Source organism: Parasphingomonas halimpatiens, from assembly GCF_036663795.1.
Classification (GTDB): Bacteria; Pseudomonadota; Alphaproteobacteria; order Sphingomonadales; family Sphingomonadaceae; genus Sphingomonas.
Genome location: NZ_JAXOJP010000023.1, coordinates 50,845 through 63,598 on the forward strand (window position 1 = coordinate 50,845; position 12,754 = coordinate 63,598).

The 12,754-nt window shown below is 64.2% G+C and carries 5 protein-coding genes; 3 read left to right on the top strand and 2 right to left on the bottom strand.

Annotation, left to right across the window (positions count from 1 at the left end; genetic code table 11):
- Nucleotides 1-264 precede the first annotated feature (264 nt).
- The 3 genes from U1839_RS19075 (at nt 265) to U1839_RS19085 (ending at nt 11,608) form a co-directional block, all read left to right on the top strand.
- Nucleotides 265-4,599: a hypothetical protein gene (locus tag U1839_RS19075; protein WP_332805165.1), complete on the top strand. Its 4,335-nt coding sequence runs from the start codon at nt 265-267 to the stop codon at nt 4,597-4,599.
- Between the two features lie 63 nt (nt 4,600-4,662).
- On the top strand, nt 4,663-10,671 hold the full coding sequence (locus tag U1839_RS19080; protein ID WP_332805166.1) for an ATP-binding protein: 6,009 nt from the start codon (nt 4,663-4,665) through the stop codon (nt 10,669-10,671).
- A 250-nt stretch (nt 10,672-10,921) separates the two neighbouring features.
- The gene (locus U1839_RS19085; RefSeq protein ID WP_332805167.1) at nt 10,922-11,608 is read left to right on the top strand and encodes a helix-turn-helix domain-containing protein; all 687 of its coding nucleotides are present in this window, start codon (nt 10,922-10,924) and stop codon (nt 11,606-11,608) included.
- 394 nt (nt 11,609-12,002) lie between these two features.
- On the opposite strand, the gene U1839_RS19090 is transcribed toward U1839_RS19085, so the two are convergent.
- Together U1839_RS19090 and U1839_RS19095 are read right to left on the bottom strand one after the other, a co-directional pair.
- Complete coding sequence (locus tag U1839_RS19090) at nt 12,003-12,245, bottom strand: helix-turn-helix domain-containing protein (RefSeq protein WP_332805168.1); 243 nt, start codon at nt 12,243-12,245, stop codon at nt 12,003-12,005.
- Nucleotides 12,242-12,664 (bottom strand): YlcI/YnfO family protein, encoded by a 423-nt coding sequence (locus U1839_RS19095; protein WP_332805169.1) that lies wholly within the window; start codon nt 12,662-12,664, stop codon nt 12,242-12,244. Before U1839_RS19095 ends, U1839_RS19090 begins: the two co-directional genes overlap by 4 nt.
- Between the last annotated feature and the right edge of the window lie 90 nt (nt 12,665-12,754).

Consider the following 12,754-nt stretch of genomic DNA (forward strand, 5'->3'; position numbering starts at 1 on the left):
GCCGGTTTCTGAGCGAATTTATCAGAAAAGCTGACATTTATTTTGGTGCGCCGATGAGTTGATTCCGAGGCTTGACCTTCAGGAAGGCGGCGCGAGACGGCTAATGAGCTAGTGGAAGCGCTATGACAGGTCGGTACGCGCGCGACTGACAGTGAGTTTCTGAATTATTACCAGTCCGTGGTGGTGTTAGACAAACCAATCCCGCTACAGATGCCTTTCAGGGAGGCGATATTCAAGGTGACGCAAGCGTTGGGAGAACGGCCGATGGTGCCAGTCGCTCGACATTTCCGCGACATCGAATCGTCGGAACTGAGCGATCCGCAACAGGTCTCCATTCTCAGTGCCTGGGACCTTCCGACCGGTGCGGATTGGGAAGAGTTGCTCAAAAGTTCACGCATCGTCATTCTTGCAGAGGCAGGCTCGGGCAAAACCCGTGAACTGCAGGAACGCGCCCGGCGCATGTCCGGCGACGACAAGGTCGCCTTCTTCATCCCGCTCGAAATGCTTCAGGACGACGATGTGCCGGGCATCCTCGCGATGGAACCGGGGCTGCTTGAACGGTTCGAGGCGTGGAAGAATGACGACGCACGCCATGCCTGGTTCTTCCTCGATGCCGTGGATGAACTGAAGCTGCGAAGCGGCTCGTTGAAAACGACCTTGGGGCGGGTCTCGCGCGCGTTGGGAGAGGCAAGGCGGCGGACTTCGGTGATCCTGGCGTCCAGGCCTTCCGACTGGCGACCAGTGGCCGATCTCGAATGTTTCCGGAAATATCTGCCGGCGCCGGAAGGTGCGGCCGAAATTCCCCCCGACCCGCAAACGGCGTTCATCGCCGCCTTTGTCGACGATACGCCCGAAGAAAGACCGGCAAGCGTTGCGGCAGGCGAAAGGGTCGTCGCGCTGCTGCCGCTCGACAAGAAGCAGATCAGGGCGTTCTGCGAAGTCGAGGATGTCCGGGATCCCGAAGCCTTTCTGCGGGCCATCGACAGCCAGGATGCATGGTCGTTCGCCGCCCGACCGCTCGATCTTTTGGGCCTGATCGATGGATGGAAGATCGAGGGCGTTCTGCCGACCCGCCGGGTCCAGCATCAGCGCGATGCCGAGCGGTCGCTCAGGGACGACCCGGACCGGATGGACGCCAATCTGCTGACGGGCGAGGACGCACTGGAGGGCGCCGAGAGGATCGCGCTTGCGCTCGCGCTGACGGGATGCCGAACGATCGCCGTGCCGGAAGGAGCTGCGTTCAGCGAACAGGCGGTTCTCGACGCGGCCCAGATCCTCCCCGACTGGACGCCCGCCAAACTGGCGGCCCTTTTGCGGCGGCCGATCTTCGATCCGGCAACATACGGCAGGGTAAGGTTCCATCACCGGTCGATCCAGGAGTATCTGGCGGCGTCTCGCCTCGCGAACCTGCGGGCGTCGGGGCTGACGGCGCGCTCATTGCTGCGTCTGTGCTATTCCGATCTTTACGGCGAGCGGGTCGTCATCCCGTCGATGCGCCCGATCGTCGGCTGGCTGGCGCTGCTCGACGATGACGTTCGCAACGAGGCGCTTGAACGCGAGCCCGAGGTTCTCATCCTCGAGGGCGACCCGACGTCGCTCTCGGTCGATGCGCGGCGCGTCCTGCTCGATCTGTACGGCGCGCTCTATGGCAAAGGCGGCTGGCGGCGGCTCGCCATGCCGATCCATGAATTGCGCCGCCTCGCAAATCCCGACCTTGCCCCGGACATCCGGGCGCTGTGGGAGCAGGATATCGAGAATGAGGAAATCCGCGAGTTTCTGCTGAAGCTCATCTGGCTCGGCCCTATCGCCGAATGCGCCGACATCGCCGAACAGGCTGCCCGGTCGCGCGCACTCGGCTCCTATGGACGAACACTCGGCATCCGCGCTGTCGGCGCGACCGAGCGGGCCGATCTGGCGCGCAAAATTGCCGACGACATGCTCAAGGACCGGGCCGGATGGCCGGCGCGCACCGTTTATGGAGCCATCGACGACCTCTACCCCGGCGCTCTCACGCTCGATGAACTCGGAAGGCTGATCAGACGGACCCCGGAGCCGGCCGACACCGTCAACGGGTTTCGCTGGGCGCTCTATTCCCTGGTGGAAGACCTCGATCCGCGCGGCGCCGATGCTATCGCCCTGCGCAGCCGGCTCGCCAATATGATCGCCCGCGGCCACGACAAGGCATCGCAGCGACATCAGCCGGTCAGCCGCTTCTCCTATCTCGCGCCGGCCCTGGCGCGCCTTTGCGCCGCCCAGCTCGAAGCAGATCTCGATGACGATGATCTCGTACAGGCATGCATCATCGTGTCGCGCTATCACGGCCGTCAGACGCTCGGACGCGAAGACCTGGACGGCCTGACCCAGGCGCTTCGTGGATCGACGATGCGGCAGCGCGTCTTCGAAGCCGAGCTGGCGACGAACGATCGCCTGCTGCCGACCGAAGACCCGCAAAGGCGCCTGTTCTACACCCTTTATCACGGGTTGCTCCGCCAACTGGTCCCGGGCGATACCGACTGGTTGAACGCTGCGTTCGAGGGCGCGAAGCGCAAGAAGGACCGCGCACTATATCTCCACGCGATCCTGGAGCGCTGGGCCGCGGACGGCAGCAATATCGATACGCGAACGGCTCTCCGGAAACTTCTGCGGAACCCTGCTGAACGAAAGATCTTCGACAATCAGGCGAAACCCGGGCCACGCTCGTTGCCGCCCGACGAGATCGCCCATCTTGCGGAGCGCGCGCGGCAAGAGGCGCAGGAAGCCGCGTCGGAAGAGGCGGAGCTGTCCAAATGGCGCGCCTGGTACGAGAAAGCGGTCAGCTATCCCGCCGGTCTGTTCGAGGGTGACGAGGCGGCAAAGACCGTCAACAATCTGGTCTTTTGGCTGCAGCAACTGGGCGGGCAGGATAGTGTCATCGCGCTGGTGCGCTGGCGGCTCGTTCGCCAGACCCTGGGCGACGCGGTTGCCGATCGGTTCGAAGCGGCTCTTCGCAGCTTCTGGCGCGATGAACCGCCTCCGCTGCTTTCAGGGCCCGACAGCGAAGGTTCGATGATCAGTGGCCGGCGCAAAAAGGCGCTGACCGGCATGCTCATCGAGGCTGCCACCGGTGACGGGTGGGCGCGTGCCCTGACTACTGACGACGCGCTCCGCGCCGCGGAATGGGGCACGCTCGAGCTCAACGGCTTTCCGGAATGGTTCGCGGACCTCGCCTCGACGCGGCCCAACATCGTGCAACCGGTGCTTGAACAGGAGATCCGCGCGGAACTCGGTCCTGCGAGCGCCGCCCCGCATGCCCATGTCCTGAGCGCCGTCCACCGCGGGCCTGCTCACATCCAGGGCCTGCTGGCGCCGTTCTTCCGCGAATTGCTGCACGCATGGCCCGAACCGTCCGACGAGGAGACGCATCTCTTCAATCAGTTGCACAACCTCGACGTCGTGCTGACCATGCTGGTGAGGCTGGAACTGGGCGATTCGGATATTGCCGACCTTTGCGAGCAGCGGTTTCAGAATGATCCGTCGGGCGGGACTGCCAGCCTGTGGCTTCAGGGACTTTGCGCCTGCGATTTCGAGCGCGGTGTCGCCGTCATGGCACGGATACTCGGTCAGCTCTCCGCGTCCGACCGGGCGACCCATGGCGTGCGGTGGCTTCGCGATCTGTTCGGCGACAGGGATTATTACCGCGTCCCGATCGTGCTGGATGCGCCCGCTGCGGTGTTGGAGGGTCTGGCGAAAACCGCTTATGCGATCGTTCGGCGCAACGACGATCACCCGTTACGCGAAGGAACATATTCTCCCGACGCGCGCGACGATGCACAGGGCGCCCGCAATCGGATCATCGATCGCCTGGTCGGTACGTCGGGGCCTGACGCGCACCGGGCGCTCCGCGCGCTGGCGTCGGATCCCCTTTTTGCCCATATGCCGGATCGACTGAGGCTGCTCGCTCGCGAACGGGCCGCGCTCGACAGCGAACCCGCCCCACTCAGCCCGAGTGCGTTTCGCGAATGGGAGCGACGTTTCGCATCGCCGGCAATGGATGCAGACGAGCTGTTTCGCGTTGTGGTCGATCGGCTGGAGGATATCGAATTCGACATCCGCCACCGCGATTTCGGGGCGCGGCAATGGCTGCAGCCGATTTCGGATGAGAAGCAGATGCAGCCGGTGCTCGCATCGCATCTGCAGAACCGCCAGCGCGAGGATTTCCAGGTCATTCGCGAGGACGAAGTGGCCGACAACAAGAAGCCCGACATCCGTCTCGTTGCTCGGGGTTTTGCCGGAAAGGCCGTGATCGAAATCAAGATAGCCGATAGCTGGTCGATGAAGCAGCTCGAGGAAACGGTACGCGATCAGCTTATAGCGCAATATCTGCGGGCGCCGGATTGTGCGGTCGGCTGTCTCTGGCTCGTTTATGCCGGTCGAAAGAAGCGCTTTCGCGATCCGGTCAGCGGAAAACTCATCCGCTTCGAGGACGTCGTCACGCACCTGCGGGCGTTCGCCGATCGGCTTGTGGCGGGCGAGCCCAGGCCGGTGCGCATCGCGATCGCGCCGCTGGATCTCCGACCGCCGCTCGACCGACAAGCATCGACGACCATGGTGCGGGCATGACCAAGTACAATATCGACGTTCAGAACCGCCGTGTCGGCGGTCGATCGAGCGGAGCGGCCTGATATGCCCGTCGCGCCAGGCGAAGGCGAACGCCGTGCCCAACGCGGCTATGTCAGCCAATATGGCAAGGCCGGTGCGGCGATCTATGCCGCGCTCGACTGCGACAATCTGATCTGGGTCGGGCTCGCCGATCGCGCCGCCGGCAATGCCGACGATGTCGTGCTGGGCCTGTCCGACCGCGTCGTCGGACATCAGTTCAAGTTCGAAAAACATCCCGACAAGTTCAAGCTGCCGACCTTGCTGCTCGGGGCACAGAACCAGCTCGCGCTTCTCGCCGATGCCTGGACCAGGCTGAGAAAGGCCTCCCCCGGAGTCGCTGTCGAAATCCGGTTCGTGACCAATAACTATCCGGCAGCCGATGATCATCTGGTCGACGGGACCGGCGCCAGCAGCGCGGCGTTCCTGGAACAGTTAGCCGGCCATGGCGGCCGGAGTCTCTCCGACTGGCGCTCGACCAGATGGGCTCCCTTCATCGAGACCCTGATCCCTCCATCCGGCCTGGCCGAGGATCAGTTCGAACAATTCCTCCAGTCCTTGCGCATCCTGACCGGCCCGGAATCGGATTTTGCGCAGCTCCACCGATTGTCGCCGGACGGGGCGCGTCTCGCCGCCAAGATCGCTCTTGTCCTGCCGACATTGATAGCTGACCGGCGCGACCTCGATCGGTGGCCGCGCAAGCTGTTGCTGGACGAACTTGGCTGGCGTGACGGGTTCGCGTTGCGCCGCTCACACGAGTTTCCGGTCGGCACCTATGTCCAGCGCAATATTGCGACGGAGGAAGCCCTGCAGGCCGCGATCAGGAACGCGGGCAGCGGCTATGTGGCGCTGGTCGGGCCGCCGGGATCGGGCAAGTCGACACTGCTTCAGACCTGCATCCTGCCGGACCCGAAGGTCGTGCTCGCACGCTACCTCGCTTTCGTGCCCGGCGAAGGTCAGGGCGTCGGCCGGGCGGAGGCCGCCGATTTTCTCGACGATATCAACGCGCAGTTGAAGCGCGGCGGCCTCACCCCGGTGAGATTTCGCGACGAGACGCTCAATGAGAGTCGCGAGCAGTTCGGCACGCTCATCAAACGCGCCGGCGTGCGGTTCGCGCGTGAGGGCATTCGTACCATCATCATCGTCGATGGCCTCGACCATATACCGCGCGAGGAGACCCCCGAGCGGTCGCTGCTGACGGAATTCCCGGCGCCCGCAGCGGTGCCGGCCGGCGTGTTGTTCGTCCTTGGAACCCAGCGGCTCGATCTGACCGGATTGAAGGTCGCGGTGCGGGAGCAGGCGGCGCTTCCCCCGCGCAGCATCACGGTCGCGCCGCTGACCCGGGAATCGGTGTTCAGGATGGCGAACGCCCTGAGTCTCGACCCGGACATTTCGCGCGATACGATTTTCGACATCTGCCACGGCCACCCGCTCGTCTCGCATTATTTCATCGAGGCACTGCGCGGCGGCGACGCAGCAAGGCGGGAAGCGCTGTTGCAGGGGGAGTTTAGCTTCGACGGCGATATCGAGGCGGTCTATAATTCGGCGTGGCGCGAGATCGGGACCGGTTCCGATGCCGACAAGGTGCTAGGCTATATCGCCCATGCCGAGGGGCCGATGCCACCCGAGCTCCTTGCCGAGGCGGTCTCCGAGCATGCGGTCGAGCAAGCGCTGCGATCGGCCCATCACCTGCTCAGCCTGGGACCCCATGGCTGGACCGTCTTCCACAACAGCTTTCGCCTCTTCATCCTCGCCAGGCCGCGATTGCGGTTCGGAAAAGCGGACCCAGCCTATTCGGCGGGCATGTACCGCACGCTAGCGACACTTGCCGTGCGTTCGCCGGCGGATAGCCCGCAGCGATGGCTGGAACTGCGCTACCGTGCCCGGGCGCAGGACCAGCACGAGGTTCTCGCGCTCGCGAGCGCCCAGCGCTTTCGCGCACAGCTGGCCGACGGCCGGACGGCGCGCGAGATTCAGGCCGACATTCGCCTCGCCTTTGCCGCGCTGAGGTCGCTTGGTTCGGCGACGGACATCTTTCGGCTGTTGCTGACGCGTGACGAGATCGATCGGCGCGCGATGGCGCTGGGTTATGCGCAAGGCGTCGTCTCCGCGATGCTCGCGGTCGGCGACATCGACGGCGCGCAGGCATTTGCCGAGTCGCACGGCAAGGACGGCTATGAGGTCGTCGATGCCCTTCTTCAGGCAGGGCATGTCGAACGCGCCCGCGAGCTGTTCGACCGGATCGAGCCGCTCGTGCAGCTGCTTGGCGGCAAGGCTGAAGACGACGTCCGGGAACTGTTGAACGAACTGCATGAATGGGCCGGCCGGGTCTCCTATTTCCGTGACGGGGCGCAGATCGGCGAAGCGGTCGACCGGCTGGCGCTGCTCAAACCGGACTGGCCGGAGGAACGCCATGAGGGATCCTATGCCCAGGATTTGAGGCTGATGATCGCACAGGCCGTCATGACCCGGCGCCCGACCAGCGAGCTTTCCGCGGTCGCGACACTGCTGAAAGTCGATTCCGGCGATATCCCGACCCTGATGGTCGCGGCCTGCCTCAGTGACGCGGCGGATCGGGACCCTGCGCTGCAGCGCCGCCTGATCGGGGAGCTCGTCTCTCATCCGGGATTTTTGACGATCGCCAACGGCCAGCGCCGGACGATCGCGCTTCGCGTGGCGGACCTCGGAGATCTGGAGACGGCGCGAGCGATCTTCGCGACCCTCGAGGCGCCCGCGGTCGCGCTGCTCGATGGCGAGATCGGGGATGGCATGCCCAGATTTGTCACCAGGGCGGTGCTCGAACATGCTGAACTCGGCGCGTGGCTCGGAGAACAACCTGGCGAGGTCGGCGCATCGCGCAGCGACGTGCTGCGCCCGCTCCAGGTTCATGCGAACAGCATCGGCATGCTGCTCGGGCAGCTCAAGGCGGGGCGCATTGTGGCCCCAGGCGAGGTCGAACGCGCGGCACGCTCGGCAATCCTTTATCTCGAACATGCCCGGCCGCAGGGCGGTGGCGGCCAATATTATGCGATGATCCAGCTTTCCCATGCCGCGCCCATTCTTGTCTGTGCGGTGGTGCGCGCTGCCGAGCTGCACAGCCCAACCGAATTCGCCAATGTCGTCAGCGCCCTCGACGAGGGTTTCACCGTCACCGACAGCCAGAACCGGCGCCGCATCGATGTCCGCCGAACGGTGGCGCTGGAAATCTACCGGTCGACCGGAGACAGCGAACAGGCGTCAGCACGGCTTGAACCGCTAGTGTCTGAGCTGCACGACGGGACGCCGGAGGAACAGATCGGCGAGCTCGCCTCGCTTGCGGAAACCTTCGTCGATGTCGGGAATGAAGCGCGCGCCCGGGAGATTCTACGCCAATTGCACGACGAAACGCTCGGCTATGCGGTCGCGCCCAAGAAGGACCCGCAATATCAGATGTGGAACGCGCTGCTCGTCAGCGCCAATGCCGCCGATCCGGAACGACGATCGGAGCGGGTCCGGACTATGGTGCGGCATCTATGCGGCTTGATGGAGACGGCGGGAAGTGGCGCCGCTTACCGGATTGCCGCCGACACGTTGACGGAAGCCGCGCTGTCCGATGGCGGTATCGGCTTTACCACGGCACGGGTGATGTCGGACAAGGGGCTGCTCGACTGGGGCGGCCTGTTGAATGCATTGCTGCTCGGCATCGCGCGCCGCCGTCCGGATCTGTCGGGCGTCTGCGCGGTGACTTGGGCCTCGCTCGCGATGCCCTTTTACAGCGAGCCATTCTATCGCTCCGGGCGGCTCGGCGAAATCATTCCGCAGGTGATCGGGGGTGCGTCGGTGGCGGATCTTGCGCATCTCGTCGCGCTGATCAGCCGGTCGCTCGAAGCGGACAGCCAGGTGACGACACGCGCCCCGTTGCTTACCCTGCTCGCGGAGGGCGCTACCGCGCGCGAAGCGCAGACCGACAAACTTGATCGGGCACTGGCGCGGTCGCGGGCTGAGGCGCCGCCCGAGCGCGACCGGGGCACGCCGCAGAAATTCGACGATGCCGTATCGCTGGACGATTTGCAGGCGGAACTCGACACATTGCCGCCCGGCTCCGACCCGTGGGAGACGCCGTATGCCTTTGCACGCCTGGCACGCACAGGGGATTTGTCGACGGCGCGGGAGATGTTCGAACGCATCCCGGCGATCCAGGCGGACCCGAACGCGCGGTTCGCGCTGTTCAAGCGCGCGATCGCGGTGGGGAACCGGGATCTCGCACGCGCCCTAATCGAAAGTTATGATCCGAATGCCGACGAGCGGTCGACCTGGAGCTATTGGTCCGGCGCGCGGCGCCTTAAATATTTCAAGGCGCGGGTGACGCTGGACGGCGCGGCGGTGCATGCCGAGGCCTATGCCGATCTCGTGAATCAGCTGATCGCGGGACAGGAAAGCGCGACATCCCTTCTTGCCGATCTGGATGACGTCTTTCCCGCGATTACCGCGGTCCCCGACTGGCCGGCGATGTGGGACGCCGTCGCCGAGAATCTGGGCGCGACGCGAGAGTTCAAGGTCGCGGAGGGTTTCGCCATCGACGGGGAAACGCACTCCGACGACCAGGCGATCGTCGCGCTGTATCGCTGGGCCTGGTCATTGTCGCTCGAAGAGCTGACCCGGCATTGCCGGGACGCCGCCCTCCATCTCCTATCGGTCGAGAATGGCGGCGCGGTCTTTGTGGCGCTGGTGAATGCGCTCCTGTCCGGCGATGGCGACGAGCCGGCAGAGGCGATGCAGCTTCTTGCCACGGGCGCGGCCGACAGCGTGGCTGCGGATCTCCTGGACGTGGTAACGACCGCGGTCGAGCATCCGGACTATGCGGTTGCGGTGGCAGCGATGCATGTCGCCAGACGCTGGGGCCGGGACGTCTCGCCCAAAGGAGCGCGGCTGCCGGCCTTTTACGACCTCGTTCTTGATGGCGGCGGCGATGAATTCAGGGTGCCGACCATGGTCGACGCGTCATCGGGGGCGATGCGCGTGGAGGATCCGCTCGGCTGGACCGCGCAGCTGGAGATGGCCATCACCCTGCTCGCGACGAACACCGTAACGGTCGAGCAGATCCGGTGGCGCGCCAGAATGTTCATCGAGCAATGGGGCGGTGTCGAAGCGTTCGGCCAGCCCGCCACGGACCGGCGCCAGGCGGAGCTGGCCCGGCTCGACATGCGGATCCTTTTCATGAAACCGCATATGCTGGTGGCGATGCGGGCGCTGCGGTATGTCGCCGGAGAAATGCTCAGGGCCGGCCTTCTGGGTCGCCGCGACGAAGCGCTGCTCCTCTATGAATTTGGCTATCCCGTGCAGCGCCAGCCGATCGGCAAGCCGGTGCCGCGCCCCATCTTCCTGCCGCGCCCCGAGGTCGACCGGACGGCCTGGAGCGAAGAAGCCGAGCGATGGCTCGCGGGTGTGGAGCGGGAATTGAGCCCGATCGAGAGCGATGGGGAGATCATCGTCGCGGAGATCACGCGCTTCGAGTTTCGCGACATTCGGCGCCGTTTCACCGCGCTTCGCCAGCGTGGCATCGCCCTCGGCACCGAAACCCGGCCGGGCGGCGATGATGGAATCCCCCGCTTTCCGCGGGCGATCTGGGCTGGCGGGATCATTCCGCTATCAGATGGTCCGGCACCGACATTGGTGCGAACGGTCGAAGAGTCCGTGCGGCCGGAACTTCCAAGGGACATGATCCTGATCTGCCCACGCTGGCTGAGTCGGCTCCACTGGCGCCACAAGACCGACGACTGGCTGACCTATCTCGACGGTACCGGACGCGATGTAGCCAAGATCGTCTGGTGGCGAGATGGCGGCCAGATCGATACGCGCGAAGAGGTCATATGGGGGGAAGGCGTCTATCTCAGCGTGACAGCCGAAGGTTATGCCCAGCTCGGATCGACGTTCGCGGGCCAGACTATCCAGGTCCATGCCCGCAGACGGACGTTTGATTCCGACAATTCCGGTCAGCCCGGACAGAGACAGCGCCATGCCGGTTATACGATCGCGGCGGCGTCCGCGAAGCGGTGAACCGTTTCGGAAAAAAAGGCTCCGGCGTCAGCGAGGCGCAGTCAATCAAGGATTATTGAAATGAACAGCCGCAACCGATGGCGCGCGGGACATCGCCAACGGACGCGTAGGTTGAACGCAAGACGCTCCATCAAAGTATCCTGCGGCGGTTCGGTGGTCGGGTCGTTCGTTCGGGTTGCGTTCGGGGACACGGCAAGTCGCACAAGCCATAGCCATTGCATCCTCTGACCGGACAACGAAGATGACTCCTGTGAAACGCGACCCCGCCGTTCTGGCATATCAACTGAGGCTCTTGCGCCGCTTTCGAGGCCTGACCCAGGACAATCTGGCAAGCGAAGCCGGTCTCTCGACCCGGACAATCGAGAAGCTGGAGAGCGGTCGCCACCGCCCCGATGAGCAAACACTTCGAAGCATCGCGCGTGCGTTCAGCCTCAGTGTTTCCGTCTTCGATGAGCCCAAACCGCATGAGCTCGAGTCCATAATGGCGCAGATGGATCGGTATTTGCGCAAGGCCGTCTTTGTCACCGTCCGGCCGGTAAGAACCCCGAACGCCTTTCTCGGAGACTTTGCCGTCAGGGATGCTCTCGAAACAGACATAGCGGGGATCGCCGATGATGCCGCGCTCGAAGCAGCGGCGCGCCTAGCGGATTGGCTTTCGGATCTACATGGGGCGTGGAGCGATTGCTCGACGACGCAGCGGCTTAATCACGCCGGCACCTTTGTCGGGATGTCTCATGGCATCGAAACCCGGGGCTATTTGGTTTACCTCGGTCACTACCGGCGACAGCAGGCGGGCGATCCTCCGACGCCGCTTATTTCCCATGTCACCCGGATGACGGTGCTGCCGAAGGGAGATACACCAGGTACACGACATGTCTATGTCAGGCTTGACGAGCATTGGGATGCCTTGCCCGAGGAGCGCGGCAAGCGCTTTTGACGAAGCAGGCCGCAGGCGAGTGTCCTGCAACGAAAATAACACGGTGCGGATGGCGCCGGCTTCGCCGACGCGATCAGCGCCGCCTCCGGCCCTCCCCGAGGTTCAATCCCGCGGCTGCGCGCCGAAGCAGCTGAGGCCGGGCTTTCGCTTCGTCCTTCTCGATGCGCTTCGCGACGGCGTGAAGTTGGAGCGCGATGTCCGTGGGCGGGAGCTTGATGGCCGGCCTGGAGAGACGCCACAGAACGAAAGAAGCTGCGCGAATTTCTCAAAATGAAATCCGACCGGCTCTTCAAGCAGATGACGCCGATTCGGTCATCAGGCACTCAAACTGCTCGATCGTCCGTCCGCTGAGCCAATCTCGTCCGATATCACCTCCCCGCTCAAAGCGCGGCGATCAGCCCGCAGATGGCGTCGCCCATAAGGCGGCCTTCAGACTTCGCGTGCCGCGCTTTTCGTCCACAAATTTTGTCAGACTGGCGACGAGCACCAGCCGGCTGGCGCCGATCTTGATCGTCTCGATGTCGCCCGACGTGATCAGTTCGTAGAGCTTCGAGCGACCAATCCCGATCATGCGGCACGCTTCCGGAATTCGAACCGCGATGGGTTCGACCAGCCGCCCTTGCACATCGTTGCTCAATGAAATTTCCTCAGCTTGTCGATGGCCGGATCGTCCGATGGTTCTGCATCCTTGCCTGCGAGGCGCTCAGCCATCTCGTCGATAAAATTCTGGAAGTGCCGGGCCGCCGCGGCCTTCTGCGCCTGGTCGGGCGCTGGCAGCGCCGCTGACATCATCAGGTGATGTCGCAACAGCCTCGCAAAGGCTTCCCAAAAGAGGCTCTGTTTGCGCAACAGCACTTCATTCTTTCGATCGAGCGAAGTGAGCCGAACCGAGATCGCCTCGAGGTTCTCACCACCATCACGCTTGTTGAAGAAGGCCTCGAGCGCTTCGACGAGGATATCAGACTTCGGCTTGCCGGAGTTCTTCGACCGCTGCTCCAGCCGCCGGCTGATGTCCTCGGCCAGGAACAGTTGGTGGCGCTTCTTGAAGGTCTTCATGGACAATACCGGCAAGATGGTCGCGGCGAACAGCCCGCTCGGGGGCTTGAGGGTGAGGCTGTCCGCCGCTTGCCGCCATTGTCGCTGCTC

Excerpts from the sequence above, each read along its gene's own strand:
- U1839_RS19080 (WP_332805166.1), top strand. The coding sequence starts at position 4,663 with ATGCCCGTCGCGCCAGGCGAAGGCGAACGCCGTGCCCAACGCGGCTAT.
- U1839_RS19095 (WP_332805169.1), bottom strand. The coding sequence starts at position 12,664 with ATGAAGACCTTCAAGAAGCGCCACCAACTGTTCCTGGCCGAGGACATC.
- U1839_RS19075 (WP_332805165.1), top strand. The coding sequence starts at position 265 with ATGGTGCCAGTCGCTCGACATTTCCGCGACATCGAATCGTCGGAACTG.